Source organism: Burkholderia lata (genome assembly GCF_902499025.1).
Lineage (GTDB): Bacteria > Pseudomonadota > Gammaproteobacteria > Burkholderiales > Burkholderiaceae > Burkholderia > Burkholderia lata_C.
Window position 1 is genome coordinate 1 of the sequence record NZ_CABVPW010000063.1, and the last position, 16944, is coordinate 16944.

Annotated in this window: 13 protein-coding genes; 4 read left to right on the forward strand and 9 right to left on the reverse strand. The window is 67.6% G+C overall.

Annotated features, from left to right (window positions below):
- Window positions 1–15: 15 nt before the first annotated feature.
- The gene (locus BDI24065_RS38290) at window positions 16–939 is read right to left on the reverse strand and encodes a tyrosine-type recombinase/integrase (protein ID WP_175035557.1); all 924 of its coding nucleotides are present in this window, start codon (window positions 937–939) and stop codon (window positions 16–18) included.
- 301 nt (window positions 940–1240) lie between these two features.
- On the opposite strand from BDI24065_RS38290, the gene msrB reads away from it, so the two are divergent.
- The 4 genes from msrB (at window position 1241) to BDI24065_RS38310 (ending at window position 5831) form a co-directional block, all read left to right on the forward strand.
- Window positions 1241–1771, forward strand: coding sequence for a peptide-methionine (R)-S-oxide reductase MsrB (gene msrB / locus BDI24065_RS38295; protein ID WP_175035558.1), 531 nt, complete (start codon window positions 1241–1243; stop codon window positions 1769–1771).
- A 35-nt stretch (window positions 1772–1806) separates the two neighbouring features.
- Window positions 1807–3657 carry a cytochrome c biogenesis protein DipZ gene (locus BDI24065_RS38300; protein ID WP_175035559.1) on the forward strand — a complete coding sequence of 617 codons (1851 nt, stop codon included), beginning with the start codon at window positions 1807–1809 and terminating at the stop codon, window positions 3655–3657.
- 123 nt (window positions 3658–3780) lie between these two features.
- Window positions 3781–4476, forward strand: coding sequence for a peptide-methionine (S)-S-oxide reductase MsrA (gene msrA, locus BDI24065_RS38305; protein ID WP_175035586.1), 696 nt, complete (start codon window positions 3781–3783; stop codon window positions 4474–4476).
- A gap of 239 nt (window positions 4477–4715) precedes the next feature.
- Entirely contained in the window at window positions 4716–5831 is a 1116-nt protein-coding gene (locus BDI24065_RS38310) for an aromatic ring-hydroxylating oxygenase subunit alpha (protein WP_175035560.1), read from the forward strand.
- 34 nt (window positions 5832–5865) lie between these two features.
- Here BDI24065_RS38310 and BDI24065_RS38315 read toward each other — a convergent pair whose 3' ends face one another.
- From BDI24065_RS38315 to BDI24065_RS38350, 8 genes are all read right to left on the reverse strand, one after another.
- Window positions 5866–6255 (reverse strand): cytidine deaminase, encoded by a 390-nt coding sequence (locus tag BDI24065_RS38315; RefSeq protein ID WP_175035561.1) that lies wholly within the window; start codon window positions 6253–6255, stop codon window positions 5866–5868.
- A 114-nt stretch (window positions 6256–6369) separates the two neighbouring features.
- Window positions 6370–7686, reverse strand: a complete 1317-nt coding sequence (gene deoA / locus BDI24065_RS38320) for a thymidine phosphorylase (protein WP_175035562.1) — start codon at window positions 7684–7686, stop codon at window positions 6370–6372.
- A gap of 38 nt (window positions 7687–7724) precedes the next feature.
- Window positions 7725–8999 (reverse strand): NupC/NupG family nucleoside CNT transporter, encoded by a 1275-nt coding sequence (locus BDI24065_RS38325; protein WP_122950656.1) that lies wholly within the window; start codon window positions 8997–8999, stop codon window positions 7725–7727.
- Window positions 9000–9337: 338 nt separating this feature from the next.
- The gene (hydA, locus tag BDI24065_RS38330) at window positions 9338–10795 is read right to left on the reverse strand and encodes a dihydropyrimidinase (RefSeq protein WP_175035563.1); all 1458 of its coding nucleotides are present in this window, start codon (window positions 10793–10795) and stop codon (window positions 9338–9340) included.
- A 61-nt stretch (window positions 10796–10856) separates the two neighbouring features.
- Entirely contained in the window at window positions 10857–12356 is a 1500-nt protein-coding gene (locus BDI24065_RS38335) for an NCS1 family nucleobase:cation symporter-1 (RefSeq protein ID WP_175035564.1), read from the reverse strand.
- Window positions 12357–12457: 101 nt separating this feature from the next.
- On the reverse strand, window positions 12458–13771 hold the full coding sequence (gene preA, locus BDI24065_RS38340) for an NAD-dependent dihydropyrimidine dehydrogenase subunit PreA (protein ID WP_175035565.1): 1314 nt from the start codon (window positions 13769–13771) through the stop codon (window positions 12458–12460).
- Between the two features lie 64 nt (window positions 13772–13835).
- On the reverse strand, window positions 13836–15173 hold the full coding sequence (locus BDI24065_RS38345; RefSeq protein WP_175035566.1) for an NAD(P)-dependent oxidoreductase: 1338 nt from the start codon (window positions 15171–15173) through the stop codon (window positions 13836–13838).
- Between the two features lie 135 nt (window positions 15174–15308).
- Window positions 15309–16589, reverse strand: a complete 1281-nt coding sequence (locus BDI24065_RS38350; protein WP_175035567.1) for a Zn-dependent hydrolase — start codon at window positions 16587–16589, stop codon at window positions 15309–15311.
- Between the last annotated feature and the right edge of the window lie 355 nt (window positions 16590–16944).

A 16944-nucleotide genomic window follows, 5' to 3' on the forward strand; every position in this document is an offset into this window, starting at 1 on the left:
TTCCGATGCCTGAGGTTAACAGCTCGCCGCGAAAGTTAACAGCCCCACGGGCCCTTTTTGAAACCGTCCCTTAGGAATCGTCCACGTCCGCGCCTTGAAGTCAAGATCAGCCCACCGAGCCACGAGCGTTTCACCGACACGCGTTCCGCAAGCAAGCATCACCCATACCACCGACTCAATGGAACGTGGAAGCCGTGCAGCCGGCATAAGTTCACCGAGCGCGCGAATTTCGTCGTCCGACAGTGTGCGATGGCGTTCGTTATCACGTACCGGGTCGTAATCACCTGCAACGACATCCTCTTTTGCGAGCGCGAGCACATCACAATCGATCAGCAATCGCTTCCACGGCTGGTTGCGCTCGCCCCATCGAATCATTTGCTGGATGGTTACAAGCATTTCCACCGCTTGTCGGTTATACCCGACGTCGGAGATCACGGTAAGCAGCGGCAGAACGTTCGACGCAAACACACCTGTGATCTTGTGTGCTCGGAGGGCCGGCAGCACATGTTTTTCCATCGCACCTCGCAGCATCCGACCGCCATCCTTTCGGCCTTTCCTGCCTCGCTTCTTGTTGATGGTCGCGAACCAAGCATCAAATAAATCTCCGAACGTGAGCTCCGCTGTCGCAGCTTTTTCAACCTTGGCCTGGCGTTCACGCTTCTTCGCGTCGAGATAGTCCACAGCGTCGCGCGCATGTGAACGAATCGTCGCCGCGGCAGCGCGTGCATCCTCTAGTGACAACCGCTCATCGGTCGTGGTGCGTCCCCATGCCTTGCCGAGCGGCTTGTCTCGTTGCTTGCCGTTGATGCTGACTCGAACAAGCCAGGTCTTCGAGCCATCCGGGCCGATGCGCAGGAACAGCCCTCGCCCATCCGACAGGAAATACAGCTTCCCGATCGTCTTTGCGGCTTCGATTTGCCTAACCGTCAGAGCACCCATGATCGCCCTCCTTTGATATCGCAACCAGGTCGGCCCGCGCATCCCTAAGAAGAGCCTACCCCACATCGCAAACACTAAAAAAACACTAAAAAGTTACGGCTCGCAGAGGATTTTCGCGGAACTTGGCAGACCATAAATTCCCCGCAAACCCTTGTCGGACGGGGCTTCTACGGATTTCAACGGACCTGACCGGATCACCCAAAAAACAATCACAATTCATTTAACTTTCCGTGAGGACTTCGACACCGGCCGCTGACTACGATGGGCGCATGTTTTCAGGACCTGCCGCCAGGAGCCCATCATGCCCACCCGCAGACATCTGCTGTTCGCCGGCGCCACCGGCCTCGCCGTGCTCGCGACGCTGTCGTCCGTCGGCCGCCGCGCGCTGGTCGGCCGTGCGTTCGCCGCGCCGCCGGCCACCCCGCAGACGGCCGCCCCTTTTGAAGTCACCCTCAGCGACGCCGAATGGCATCGCCGGCTCACGCCCGCCCAGTACACGATCCTGCGCGAAGCCGGCACCGAGCGGCCGTACACGAGCCCGCTGAACGACGAGCACCGGCAAGGCACGTTCGCGTGCGCCGGCTGCAACCTCGCGCTGTTCTCGTCGGCCACCAAGTTCGACAGCCATACCGGCTGGCCGAGCTTCTGGAAGCCGCTCGACCACGCGGTCGCCACCACCACCGACGCGTCGTTCGGGATGATCCGCACCGAAGTGCATTGCCGCCGCTGCGGCGGCCATCTCGGCCACGTGTTCGACGACGGCCCGCAGCCCACCGGCCTGCGCTACTGCATGAACGGCCTCGCGCTCGTCTTCCACCCTGCCGCTGCCTGATCCGGCCCCACTCCCGACCGACTGGAGAACGCACCATGCTGCTCATCGTCCTTGCCTACCTCGGCGGCGTGCTCACGATCCTGAGCCCGTGCATCCTGCCCGTGCTGCCGTTCGTGTTCGCACGCGCCGACCAGCCGTTCGTGCGCACCGGCCTGCCGCTGCTCGCCGGCATGGCGCTCACGTTCGCCGTCGTCGCGACGCTCGCCGCCGTCGGCGGCGGCTGGGTCGCGCAGGCCAACCAGGCCGGCCGCTGGGTCGCGATCGTGCTGCTCGCGATATTCGGCCTGACCCTGCTGATGCCGCGCCTCGCGGAGCACCTGACCCGCCCGCTCGTCGCCGCCGGCAACCGGCTCACCGGCTTTGCGCAACGCGACGGCCGCCCGGCCGGCCCCGCGTCGTCGCTGCTGCTCGGCGTCGCGACCGGCCTGCTGTGGGCGCCGTGCGCAGGCCCGATCCTCGGGCTCGTGCTGACCGGCGCCGCGCTGCGCGGCGCAAGCGTCGGCACGACGCTGCTGCTGGTCGCGTATGCGGCCGGCGCGGCGACGTCGCTCAGCGTCGCGCTGGTGATCGGCGGCAAGGTGTTCGCCGCGATGAAGCGCTCGCTCGGCGCCGGCGAATGGATCAAGCGCGGGATCGGCGTGGCGCTCCTGGCCGGCGTCGGCGCGATTGCGCTCGGCCTCGATACGGGTGCGCTTGCTCAACTGTCGACCGTCACGACGGGCGGACTCGAGACGAAACTCGTCGACCGCCTCGGCGGGCGTTCGAACGGCGCGCCGGCAGCGATGGCCGCGACCGGCAACGCCGCCGACAACACGAACGGCGGCGCGATGATGGCCGCGGCTGCCGATGGCGCGCAGGCCGGCGGCGCAATGATGCGCGCGGTGGATGCGACGCATGCGCCGGCCGCGCTGCCCGTCGAAGGCACGCTGCCGGCGCTCGACGGCGCGGTGCAGTGGCTGAACTCGCCGCCGCTGACGGCGGCCGGCCTGCGCGGCAAGGTCGTGCTGGTCGATTTCTGGACCTACTCGTGCATCAACTGCCTGCGCACGCTGCCGTACACGACCGCATGGGCACGCAAGTACGCGCCATACGGGCTCGTCGTGATCGGCGTGCATGCGCCGGAGTTCGCGTTCGAGCGCGACATCGGCAACGTGAAGAAGGCCGTGCACGACCTCGGCATCGACTTCCCGGTCGCGATCGACAACCGCTTCACGATCTGGCGCGCGTTCAACAACGAATACTGGCCCGCACACTACTTCGTCGACGCGCAAGGGCGCGTGCGCCGCCACCACTTCGGCGAAGGCGAATACGCGGAATCGGAGCGCGCGATCCAGTCGCTGCTCGCCGAGGCCGGCCATCCGGAAGCGCTGAACGTGCCGCTCGGGCTCGCCGGCGCACCCGCGAAGGGTGCGCTCGCGGCGGCCGACAATGCGGACGTCCGCTCGCCCGAGACCTACGTCGGCTACGCACGCGCCGAGGATTTCGTGTCGCCGGGCGGTGTCGTGCGCGACGCGGCGTATCACTACGCCGTGCCGGCCCGTCCCGATCTCAACGACTGGGGCCTCGCCGGTATGTGGCAGGTCGGCGCCGAACGCGCGACGCTCGCGGCGCCGGCCGGTCGCATCGTCTACCGCTTCCATGCACGTGACCTGCACCTGGTGCTCGGCCCCGGCGAGGACGGCAAGCCGGTGCGCTTTCGCGTGACGCTCGACGGCGCGGCTCCCGGTGCCGCCCATGGAAGCGACGTCGATGCGCAAGGCTACGGCACCGTGACTGGGCAGCGCCTGTACCAGCTGGTCCGGCAGCCCGGCGCGATCGCCGACCGCACGTTCGCAATCGAGTTTCTCGATCCCGGCGTGAATGCATATGCGTTCACGTTCGGCTGATCCCGGCCGGACGCGGCGCACCGGTGCCGCCTCCGGGCCTCTCGCTTCCCATTCCGCCTTTCGAAGGAGCACACCGTGAACACCACCTCCCCCCGCGGCCCCGCACCGCAACGACGTACGGCGATGCTGCGCCGCATCGGCGCCATCGCCGTCGCGGCCGCGGCCGTGTTCGGCTACCAGCGCATCGTCAATTCCGCCGAGCCGATGCGCACCGTGCCCGCACCGACGCTCGACGAAACGCCCGGCGCATCGCACGACGAGACGGCCGTGCTCGCCGGCGGCTGCTTCTGGGGCGTGCAGGGCGTGTTCGAGCACGTGAAGGGCGTGAAGCAGGTGACGGCCGGCTATGCGGGCGGTGCGTCCGAAACCGCGCACTACGCGCTCGTCGGCTCGGGGTTGACCGGGCACGCGGAATCGGTTCGCATCGTCTACGACCCGACGCAGATCACGTACGGCCGGCTGCTGCAGGTGTTCTTCTCGGTCGCGCACGATCCGACCGAGCTCAACCGGCAGGGCCCCGACGAAGGCTCGCAATACCGGTCGGCGATCTTTCCGACCACCGCGCAGCAACGCGCGGTCGCGACCGCGTACATCGCGCAGCTCGGCACCACGCACGTGTTTCCGGCGCCCGTCGTCACGCGCGTCGAGGACTACAAGGGGTTCTACCCGGCCGAGGCCTATCACCAGAACTACCTCGAGCTGCACCCCGACGCGCCGTACATCGCGTACAACGACATGCCGAAGATCACCGGGCTGAAGCAGTACTTCCCGGCGCTGTACCGCACCGACGCAGTACTGTGGCGCGATGCGCGCTCGTGACCGGCAAGCAGCCGCGTGACGGGGTGCCGCCCGCCGCGCGGCCGGGGCCCGTGCGGCCACGCACGGCCAGCGCGCGACGCCTTCGACCCGGTTTGCGCTGCATCAACGAAACCGCGGCCGCCGTGCCGGGGCAAACCCGCATCGCGTCCGCCGCGACAGGCAACTTCGCGTAGACTTCTCCAGATCCCCGCCGCGTCTTGCGGCGCCCGGAATCCCAGTCCAGCCCGGAGACGTCACGCATGCGCGCAGTGCCCTTCCCCGACAGCGGCACCCTTGGAGAACCCTCTTCCGGCGCGGCCGTGCGCGACCTGCGCCGCGTACCGATTCATCCCGATCACTGGTACCCGCTCGCGTGGTCGCGCGAGCTGAAACGCGGCAAGACGCTCGGTGTGCACTTCGCCGGCGATCCGATCGTGCTCGTGCGCACCGAATCCGGCGCCGTGTACGCGCTCGAGGATCGTTGCGCGCACCGACAGGTGCCGCTGCACGCGGGCGTCGTGAGCGGCGAGACGCTGCGCTGCTGCTATCACGGCTGGACCTACGCGTGCGACAGCGGCCGTTGCGTCGACGTGCCGTACCTCGGCCGCGAGCGCCTGCCCAACGGCGTGCGCGCGTATCCGTGCCGAGAAGCGCACGGGCTGATCTTCGTGTTCCCCGGCGACGCGACGCTCGCCGACACGCGGCCGTTCCCCGTGCTCGAATCGGCGGACGACCGCGCATACAAGACACGCCGCTTCGGCCGCGAGGTCAAGTGCCACTACTCGTTCATGCACGAGAACCTGATGGACATGAACCATCAGTTCCTGCATCGCAAGCAGATGGGGCAGATGCGCGCGCGCAGCGTCGGCCGCCGTCGCGGCGACGACTGGGTGGAGGTCGACTACACGTTCGCGCGGATGGAAGGCAAGCAGCCGGTGGGCGAAGCGCTCGTGTTCGGCGCGAGCAAGAAGCCAGCCGACCAGTCCGACAAGAGCGTGATGACGGTGCGCACCGGCTATCCGTACCAGACGCTGCAGATCCGCTCGAGCGAAGGCACGCTCGTGATGGACCTGTGGATCGTCTACGTGCCGCTCGACGCCGAGCAGCGCACCAACCGCACGTTCGGACTGCTGTCGATCCACAAGCCCGGCATCCCGTTCGCGCTCGATCTCGCGTGGCCGCTGCTCGTCTGGTTCACCGAACGCATCTTCCGCGAGGATCGCTGGATCGTCGAGCGCGAGCAGGAAGCGCACGATCGCCAGGGCGCCGACTGGAACCACGAGGTGTTTCCGGTCATCAACGAGCTGCGCGACCTGCTGCGCCAGTGCGGCGCGCGTACGGTGATCCCGATCCGCGAAGCGCGCGACGGCGCATGATGCGTGCAGCGCGTGACGTGAGTCGCGCGCGTCGTTACAACCGGAACGCGCCCGGCAGCAATGCGTGGGCCGTCGTGACCTCGACGGCCCCTTTCAGGTTCGCCAGGACCACTTCGATGTCGGGCGTGCCGATCTCGATGATCACCTGACGGCACGCGCCGCACGGCGCGATCGGGCCGTCGGTGTCGCCGACAACCGCGAGCCGCGTGAAATCCCCCGGACGATAACCGGCGGCGATGGCCGAAAACATCGCCGTGCGCTCTGCGCAATTGCAAAGTCCGTAGGACGCGTTCTCGACATTGCAGCCGTGAAAAACCGTGCCGTCGCGCGCCTGCAGCGCCGCGCCGACCTTGAAGCGCGAATATGGCGCATACGCGCGTTCGCGCGCCGCCTTCGCCGCTTCGATCAGTTCGTGTCGTTCCATCTCGTCATACCCTCGATTGTGTGCGGGGAGGTATCGGGGCGGCCAAACCCCGGCCGTCGCGATACTCCCGTGGCGTGAAGTGAAGCGGTCGCCGATGCCCGCGCCGGCGATCTATCAGCCGATCTGCTGATAGATGGTCGGCGGCGCGTCACCCGTCTCGCCCAGCACGTAACTGCGCTGGATCGCGTCCACCGCGTGCGCCGCGGCGGCGGCATCGCGGGCATGCACGTAACCGAGCGGCTGGCCGGCTTCGACACGCTGCCCGAGCTCCGCGAGCGCCGTCAGGCCGACACTGTAGTCGATCGCATCCGCCGCGCGCGTGCGGCCACCGCCGAGCGCGACGACCGCCAGCCCGAGCGCGCGGCAGTCGACCCGCTGCACGACGCCGCTCGTGCGCGACGGAACCGGCACGATCACCTCCGCCCGCGCCAGATGACGCGCAGGCGCATCGATCAGGTCCGCGGGGCCGCCGAGCGCCGTGACCATCCGCGCGAAGCGTTCCGCTGCCGTACCCGAATCGAGCGCGTGCTGCAACGTCGTGCGCGCATCTGCGACGTCGCGTGCCAGCCCGCCGGTGACGAGCAATTCCGCCGACAGCGCCATCGTGACGTCATGCAGGCGTGCCGGACGCGACTTGCCCGTCAGGTAGTCGATCGCGCACGCCACTTCGAGTGCATTGCCCGCGCACGGCGCGAGCGACTGGTTCATGTCGGTGAGGATCGCGGTGGTCTTCATGCCGGCGCCGTTGCCGACGTCGACGATGCTGCGGGCCAGTTCCGCCGATTGCGCGGCGGTCGGCATGAACGCGCCGGAGCCGACCTTGACGTCCATCACGAGCCCGTCGAGCCCGGCCGCGAGCTTCTTCGACAGGATCGACGCGGTGATCATCGCGACCGACTCGACGGTCGCCGTCACGTCGCGAATCGCATAGATGCGCATGTCGGCCGGCGCCAGCCGTGCGGTCTGCCCGATGATCGCGACGCCGACGTCGCGCACCGTGCGGCGAAACGCGTCCGTATCGGGCGTCACGTTGTAGCCGGGAATCGCACTGAGCTTGTCGAGCGTGCCGCCGGTATGGCCGAGCCCGCGCCCCGAGATCATCGGCACGTAGCCGCCGCACGCGGCCACCATCGGCCCGAGCATCAGCGACACGACATCGCCGACGCCGCCGGTCGAATGCTTGTCGATCACCGGCCCGTCGAGATCGAGCGCGCGCCAGTCGAGCACGTCGCCCGAGTCGCGCTGCGCGAGCGTCAGCGCGACGCGCTCGTCGGTGCTCAGGTCGTTGAAATACACGGCCATCGCGAACGCGGCCACCTGGCCCTCGGTCACGCTGCCGTCGGTCACGCCACGCACGAACGCGGCGATCCCGTCGCGATCGAGCGGCTGCCGGTTGCGCTTCTGGCGAATGAATTCCTGCGGTAAAAACATCGTTGCCTCTCCTCGATCGGTCGGTGGCCGCGTCGGGCTCAATGCAGGGAAAAGAACAGGCCGGCGATCGCGGCGCTCATCAGGTTCGACAGCGTCGCGGCCGTCAACGCGCGCAGGCCATGCCGCGCCACTTCCGAGCGGCGCTCGGGCGCGACCGCGCTGAAGCCGCCCGCGAGAATCGCGATCGACGAGAAATTCGCGAAGCCGCACAGCGCGAACGACACGATCGCGAGCGTCTTCGGGTCGAGCACCTGCAGGCCGGCCGCCGCGACGTGCTCGCCGCCCTTCAGGTACGGCGACAGGTCGCCGTACGCGACGAACTCGTTGAAGATCAGCTTCTCGCCGATGAAGTTGCCGGCCAGTGTCGCGTCATGCCACGGCACGCCGATGATCCACGCGAGCGGCGCGAACAGGTGGCCGATGATACCCACCAGCGTAATTTGCGGAAAGCCCGCGAACGCGGCCACGCCGCCGACGATCAGGTTCATCAGCGCGATGAGCCCCACGAACGCGATCAGCATCGCGCCGACGTTGATCGCGATCCGCAGCCCGACCGACGCGCCGGACGCCGCCGCCTCGATCACGTTGGCGGCCCGCTTGTCGTCGAAGTCGAGCCCGTCGACCACGACACGGCTCGGCTCGACCGTCGGATACAGCAGCTTGCCGAACAGCAGCCCGCCCGGCACCGCCATGAACGACGCGGCGAGCAGGTATTCCATCCTCACGCCGAGGCCGGCGTAGCCAACCAGCACCGAGCCCGCGACCGACGCCATGCCGCTCGCCATCACCGTGAAGATCTCGGCGCTCGTCATGTTCCGCACGAACGGCTTCACGAGCGCCGGCATCTCGCTTTGCCCGAGAAAGATCGTCGCCACCGCCGAGCACGCCTCGATGCGGCTCACGCCGAGCAATTTCGCGAGCGCCGCGCCGAGGATCGCGACGATCCACTTCATCACGCCGATGTAGTACAGCACCGCGATCAGCGCGGTCACGAAGATGATCATCGGCAGCACGCGCAGGCCGAACACGAACCCGCCGTCGCCGAACAGCTGGAACATCCGGCTGTCGACCAGCCCGCCGAATACGAACGCGATGCCGTGATTGCCCATGTCGAGCACGCGATTGACGCCGTTCGCGGCCGCCGCCAGCGCCGTGCGTCCCGACGGCACGAACAGCACCAGCGCGCCGATCGCCAGTTGCGTGCACAACGCGGCGATCATGGTCCGGCCGCTCACCGCGCGCCGGTTGTTCGACAGCAGATAGGCAACCAGCAGCAGGAACAGCATACCCAGGAGACTGCGCAGAATATCCACCTCGTACTCCTTGCTCTCAATGTTATTGGACTGTTCGGCGGGCGGCCCGGCACGCCTGCGCAACGCCGTCGGTGGATATTACTCGTCGGCATGCACGCCGACAACGCAAACAAAATGGTCGCATTTGCGCGACGTCGCGTGTCGCGTCGAGTTGCTCAGTTCTTCTACGTACCTGGGAATCGGAAAGACGCGATCGCGCTCAATTCGTCCCAAATATTGAGAGAATTGACGGGATGCGGAGAGAAGGCAGGCGTGGTGCCGGCACGAATGGGAAAGCACGCTCGAACATGCGCGAGGCGTGCCGTTCCAACCGGCACGCCCCGCGCGATACGCACCGTTCAGCCGGCGCGCTCGACCGGATGCGGCTCGCGCAGCCGGTTCGCGATCCGCGCGGCGTCGTAGTAACTGGCCGCCGGCGGGCGTTTCAGGTAGCGGCCCGCGCCGCGCACGGCGCGCAAGTCGCCGTCGGCCCACGCGAGTGCGCCACGCGTGAGCGTGTGCGTCGCGACACCCTGCACCGTCATCCCCTCGAACACATTGAAGTCGACCTGCTGGTGATGGGTCTTCACCGAGATCGTCTTCGTCGCGGCAGGATCCCACACGACGAGGTCGGCATCGGCGCCCACCTGCACCGCGCCCTTGCGCGGATACAGGTTGAAGATCTGCGCGGCGTTCGTCGACGTGATCCGCACGAACTCGTTCGGCGTGATGCGGCCGTGATTCACGCCGTGATGCCACAGCACCGACATGCGATCCTCGACCCCGCCGCAGCCGTTCGGGATCTTCGTGAAATCGTTGCGGCCCATCGCCTTCTGCGATGCGCAGAACACGCAGTGATCGGTCGCCGTCGTGTGCAGCTGCCCCGCCTGCAGCCCGCGCCACAGCGCCTCGCGATGCTCGGCCGAGCGGAACGGCGGGCTCATCACGTGTGCGGCCGCACGCGTCCAGTCCGGATCGCGATAGACGGCCTCGTCGATCACCAGGTGGCCCGGCAGCACCTCGCCGAACACGCGCAGCCCTTCGCTGCGCGCCCGCGTGATCGCATCGACCGCATCCTTCGCGGAGACATGCACGATATACACCGGCACGCCGAGCACCTGCGCGATGCGGATCGCGCGGTTCGCGGCTTCGCCCTCGACCTCCGGCGGCCGCGACAGCGGATGCGCCTCCGGCCCCGTCATCCCGCGTGCGAGCAGCGCCTTCTGCAGCTGGAACACGAGTTCGCCGTTCTCCGCGTGTACGGTCGGCAGTGCGCCGAGTTCGAGCGAACGCGAGAAGCTGTTCACGAGCACCTCGTCGTCGGCCATGATCGCGTTCTTGTACGCCATGAAGTGCTTGAAGCTCGACACGCCATGCTCGTGCACGAGCGTGCCCATGTCGCGGTACACGCTCTCGTCCCACCACGTCACGGCCACGTGGAAACCGTAATCGGCCGCGGCCTTCTCGGCCCAGCCGCGCCATGCGTGGAACGCGTCCATCAGCGGCTGCTTCGGGCTCGGGATCACGAAGTCGATGATGCTCGTCGTGCCGCCCGAAAGCCCGGCGGCCGTACCCGTGTAGAAATCGTCGCTCGCGGTCGTGCCCATGAACGGCAGTTCCATGTGCGTATGCGGATCGATACCGCCCGGCATCACGTACTGGTCGTGCGCATCGACGACGGTCGCGCCGGCCGGCGCGTCGATCTTGTCGGCGATCTGCAGGATCGTGCCGCCGTCATCCGGTGCTGCGCAGAGCACGTCCGCGCGATAGGTGCGGTCCGCATCGACCACGGTGCCGCCGCGAATCAGGATTGCCATTGGGTTGCCTCCTCGTTGACTGTCGGGTGCCGCATCACATGCCTCGCACGCTTCCGGCGCGTCATGCGCTCGCGATCTGCACATGCTGTCCGGCGCGCCACTTCATCCAGGTGCCGTACACGCACGACGCCAGCACGAGGCCGACGAACCACGCGTACGTGTAAAGCGTGTTGAAGAACGCCGGCACGTTCGGAAACGACGCCGGAAACGCCGTATGCAGGAAGCCGGGCAGGTTCGGCAGCACGCCGACCGCCAGCGCGGCCGGATTCCAGCCGCGCGCGTAGCTGAAGCCGCCGCGCTCGTCGAACAGCGCGCGCGTGTCGAGCCGCGTGCCGCGAATCAGGAAGTAGTCGACCATCAGGATCCCCGCCACCGGCCCGAGCAGCGCCGAATAGCCGACGAGCCAGGTGAAGATGTAGCCGTCCGTCGTCGCGAGGATCTTCCACGGCATCATCACGATCGCGATCGTCGCGGTGATCATCCCGCCGGTGCGGTACGAAATCGCCTTCGGCCACAGGCTCGAGAAGTCGTAGGCCGGGCCGACGAGATTCGCGGCGAGGTTGCAGCACATCGTGTCGAGCGTGAGGATCACGAGCGCGATGCCCACGCCGATGCCCGTCATCCGGCTCGTCAGGTCGATCGGATCCCAGATCGCGTTGCCGTAGATCACGACGGTCGCCGACGTCACGACGACCGATACCACCGACAGCAACGCCATCGGCAACGGCAGTCCGATCGACTGGCCGATCATCTGGTCGCGCTGCGAATGCGCGAAGCGCGTGAAGTCGGGGATGTTCAGTGCGAGCGTCGCCCAGAAGCCGACCATCGCCGTCAGGCCCGGCCAGAAGGTCGCCCAGAACAGCCCGGCCTTCTTGCCGCCCGCCGCGAACTGCGACGGCGCCGACAGCATCGTGCCGAAGCCGCCCGCCTTCGACGTCGCCCACCACACGAGCGCCACGCACATCACGACCTTGATCGGTGCGGACCAGCTCTCGAGCCAGCGGATCGAATCGGTGCCGTGCCAGATGAAGTAGAGCTGCAGTGCCCAGAACACGAGGAAGCACGCGAGCTGCCCGACCCCGATGCCGACGACGGGCAGTGCGGCGCCGTGCAGCGCGTTGCCGGTCAGGATGTTCAGCAGCGTATAGATCGCGCTGCCGCCGAGCCAGGTCTGGATCCCGTACCAGCCACACGCGACGATTGCGCGCAGCAGCGCCGGCAGCTTCGCGCCCTGCGTGCCGAACGACGCGCGCACGAGCACCGCGTACGGAATCCCGTGCTTCGCGCCCGCATGGCCGATCAACAGCATCGGCACGAGCACGATCAGGTTGCCGAGCAACACGGTCGTCACCGCCTGCCACGGCGACATGCCCTCCTGGATCAGCCCGGCCGCGAGCATGTACGACGCGATGTTCATCACCATCCCGACCCACAGCGCCGCGAAGTGATACCACTTCCACGTGCGCTGCGCCGGCGTCGTCGGCGCGAGGTCGTCGTTGTACAGGCTGCCGCCCTGCGCCGCGGCGCTATCGGGATCGGCGGGATTCGCTGCGTGATTCATCTGACTCACTCCACGAAAACGTCAGCGCCGGCATCATCCGATGCCGGCCCGGGTGGAACGAAAAGCGGCGATGCAGCAGGTCCCGCATCGCCGGACGCCGGTCAGGCAGCCTTCTTCGCATGCTTCTCGGGTGCCGGCGCCGCACCTGCACCCGCCTCCGCGCTCGCCGGATTGTTCGGATGCGTGGTCCAGTTGGCATAGTCGCCCGAATCGACACGCTCCATCGTGATGCATTGCTCGACCGGACACACATGCATGCAAAGATTGCACCCGACGCATTCCGAATCGACCACTTCGAAGTGGCGCACGCCGTCCTTCGTCGCCGTGATCGCCTGGTGCGACGTGTCCTCGCACGCGATATGGCACAGCCCGCACTGGATGCAGCGGTCCTGGTCGATGCGCGCCTTGATGTCGTACTTGAGGTTCAGGTATTTCCAGTCGGTCACGTTCGGCACCGCGCGGCCGCGGATGTCGTCGAGCGTCGCGTAGCCCTTCTCGTCCATCCAGTTCGACAGCCCGTCGGCCAGATCCGACACGATCCGGAAGCCGTAATGCATCGCGGCGGTGCACACCTGCACGCTGCCGGCGCCGAGCACCATGAACTCGGCCGCATCGCGCCAGTTCGAGATGCCGCCGATGCCCGAGATCGGCAGGTCCGGCGTTTCGGGATCGCGCGCGATCTCCGCGACCATGTTCAACGCGATCGGCTTGACCGCCGGGCCGCAATAGCCGCCGTGCGTGCCCTTGCCGTCGACGGTCGGCATCGGCGCCATGTGGTCGAGATCGACCGCGACGATCGAGTTGATCGTGTTGATCAGCGACACGCCGTCCGCGCAGCCCTTGTACGCGGCGCGCGACCCCATCCGGATGTCGCTGATGTTCGGCGTGAGCTTCACGAGGCACGGCAGCTTCGTGCCTTCCTTCACCCAGCGCGTCACCATCTCCACATATTCGGGTACCTGCCCGACCGCCGCGCCCATCCCGCGCTCGCTCATCCCGTGCGGGCAGCCGAAGTTCAGCTCGACCGCGTCGGCGCCCGTATCCTCGACGAGCGGCAGGATCCATTTCCAGTCGCGTTCGTTGCACGGCACCATCAGCGACACGATCAGCGCGCGATCCGGCCAGTCGCGCTTCACCTGCGCGATCTCTCTCAGGTTCACGTCGAGCGGACGGTCGGTGATCAGCTCGATGTTGTTCAGCCCCGCGATGCGCTGACCGTTCCACTGCACGGCGCCGTAGCGCGAACTGACGTTGACGACGTGCGGATCGAGCCCGAGCGTCTTCCACACGACACCGCCCCAGCCCGCCTCGAACGCGCGGTTCACGTTGTAGGCCTTGTCGGTCGGCGGCGCGGATGCCAGCCAGAAGGGATTCGGTGAAGTGATGCCCGCGATGGTGCAGCGAAGGTCGGCCATGTTCGGCTCCGAGAGAGTGGGGTCGTGTTCGTTGTGCTCGTGGTGCGTTTCGCGCGTGATGCCGTCACGCGGCCTTCGCATTGCGCTGCGCGAGCGCCGCGTCGATCGACGCGGCCGCGCGCTTGCCGTCCTGCACGGCCTGCACCGTGAGGTCGACGCCGCCCGTCGCCGCGCAGTCGCCGCCGGCCCACACGTCGGGCCATGCGGTGCGCCCGTCCGCGTCCACCGCGATGCGTGCGCCGTCCGCCGTCAGCAGCGCGGCGCCGACGCCGTCGGGCGTCAACGTCTGGCCGATCGCCTTCAGCACCATGTCCGCATCGACGGTGAAGCGCTCGCCCGATGCCGCCTCGAACTCGACACCCGTCACCTGCCCGTTCGCGCCCGCGATGCGCACGGGCTTCGCGTGCGTGACGAGCGTGACGCCGCTCTTCTGCGCGAACTCGCGCTCGGCCCACGTCGCGCTCATCGCGTCCACGCCGCGCCGGTACACCATCGTCACGCGCTCGGCGCCGAGCTTGCGGCTCTGCACCGCCGCGTCGATAGCCGTATTGCCGCCGCCGATCACGACCACGCGCCGCCCGACCGCCACGTTCTCCAGCACATCGGCCTGCCGCACCTGCGCGATGAAGTCGACCGCATTCATCACGCCGCCCAGTTGCTCGCCGTCGATCGAAAGCGCACGCACACCGCCGAGCCCCATCGCGAGAAACACCGCGTCGTGCTGCTCGCGCAGTGCGTCGAGCGTGATGTCGCGACCGAGCGCGACGCCGGTTTTCAGCGCGATGCCGCCCACCGACAGCAGCCACTCGACTTCACGCTGCGCGAAATCGTCGACGGTCTTGTACGCCGCGATCCCGTATTCGTTGAGGCCACCGCCCTTCGGGCGCGCGTCGAACAGCGTGACGCGGTGTCCGGCGAGCGCGAGCCGGTGCGCGCACGCGAGCCCGGCCGGCCCCGCGCCGACCACCGCGACATGGCGGCCCGTGTCCGGCGCGCGCGTGAAGCGCACCGCGCCGGTCTCCATCGCCCAGTCGGTCGCATGCCGCTGCAGCGCGCCGATCGCGACGGGCTGCGCGTCCTGGTGGTTGCGCACGCATGCGCCTTCGCACAGGATCTCGGTCGGACACACGCGGGCGCACATCCCGCCGAGCGGATTCGCCGACAGGATGTCGGTCGCGGCGCCCTTCAGGTTGCCGTTGCCGATCTTGCGGATGAAGCTCGGGATGTCGATCTGCGTCGGGCAGGCCTGTACACACGGCGCGTCGTAGCAGTAATGGCAGCGGCTGGCGGCGGCCGCGGCGGCTGTCGGATCGAGCAGCGGCGCGATATCGGCGAATTCGCACGAGAGTTGCGTGGACGACAGGCGATGCGCGGCGATATCGCCGGTTGGCTTGGTGGTCATACGCGTTCCTTCGACTGGGTGGAGACAAAGCCGTCCCCGCCGGCTGCGAATGCACAGTCGGGGCGGTCGTTCTTAGGAATGCTACGGTCAGGCTGTCAGGCGACGAGCAGCCTGCCGGCTGCTACGGTCTTCGCGTCATGAAGCCGGCTCGCATGCGCGCGACAGCATCGCGTGCAGCAGCACGTTCGCGCCGGCCTCGATCCACGCAGGCGTCGCGTCTTCGATCTCGTTGTGGCTGATGCCGTCGACACACGGCACGAACACCATCGACGTCGGCGCGACCTGTGCGAGGTAGCACGCGTCGTGGCCCGCACCGGACACGATGTCGCGATGCGAGTAGCCGAAGCGATCGGCCGCGCCGCGCACGGCGTCCACGCAGGCGGAATCGAACGCGACCGGCTTGTAATAGAAAATCTGCTCGAGTTCGGTCTCGAGCCCGATGTCGCCCGCGATGCGCGCCACGCCGTCGCGCAATGCAGCATCCATCTTCGCGAGCACTGCGTCGTCCGGATGACGGAAATCGACGGTGAAGAACACGCGGCCGGGAATCACGTTGCGCGAGTTCGGGTAGACCTGCATCATGCCGACCGTCGCGCAGCCGAACGGTGCATGATCGAGGCCGATCCGGTTGACGAGATCGACCACGCGCGATGCGCCGAGCAGCGCGTCGCGGCGACGCGGCATCGGCGTCGGCCCCGCGTGCGCTTCCTGGCCGGTGAACGTGACCTCGTACCAGCGCTGCCCCTGCGCGTCGGTCACGACACCGATCGTCTTGCATTCCGCCTCGAGAATCGGCCCCTGCTCGATATGCAGTTCGAACGCCGCGTGCAGCTTGCGCCCGCCGCACGGCACGTCACCCGCGTAGCCGATGCGCGCCAGCTCCTCGCCGATCGTCTTGCCGTCCACGTCCTTGCGCGACAGCCCGTATTCGAGCGGGAACACGCCCGCGAACACGCCGGAGGCCACCATCGCGGGCGCGAAGCGCGAGCCCTCCTCGTTGGTCCAGATCACGACCTCGACCGGATGCTCGGTCTCGATGCCGCGATCGTTGAGACTGCGAATCACCTCGAGGCCGCCGAGCACGCCGTAGATGCCGTCGAAGCGGCCGCCCGTCGGCTGCGAATCCGCATGCGAGCCCGTGACGACCGGCGCCGCATCGGCCACGCGGCCCGCGCGGCGCATGAACACGTTGCCCATCGTATCGACCGTCACCGTGCAGCCGGCGGCCTTCGCCCAGCCGACGATCAGGTCGCGGCCGGCCTTGTCGAGATCGGTCAGCGCGAGACGGCACACACCGCCCTTCTGCGTCGCGCCGATCTTCGCGACTTCCATCAGGCTGTCCCACAACCGCTTGCCGTCGACCTTGATCGACGTGTCGAAAGCTGCCCGCTTCACTGTTTCCGATACCGCGTTCATTCGTATCGCTCCTGTGGGGTCGGTGATGTCGTCAGCCCGGTCTGTGCCGGTGCATGTCATGCCTGTTTCGGGGCCACGCCGCCCAAGCGCGGTGCATGCCCCGATCGTTCGCGAAGATCGTCCGACGAATCCGGCTGAAAGGTTTTCGCCGCTCGCCGAATCCTGTCCGATTGGACAGGTTTTAGACGATCAAAATGACCAAAGCAATGTCTTTCTTGCGTGAATGAACAGAGCGAGAAACGTGCCATCGCAACGCAGCATGGAGATGAATACGCGATATCGGTACGCGTGCGTTCGATGCGGATCAGCGGCTAGAATGAAGCCCAACGCGGCACGCCCGCCGCGCGAGGGTAAC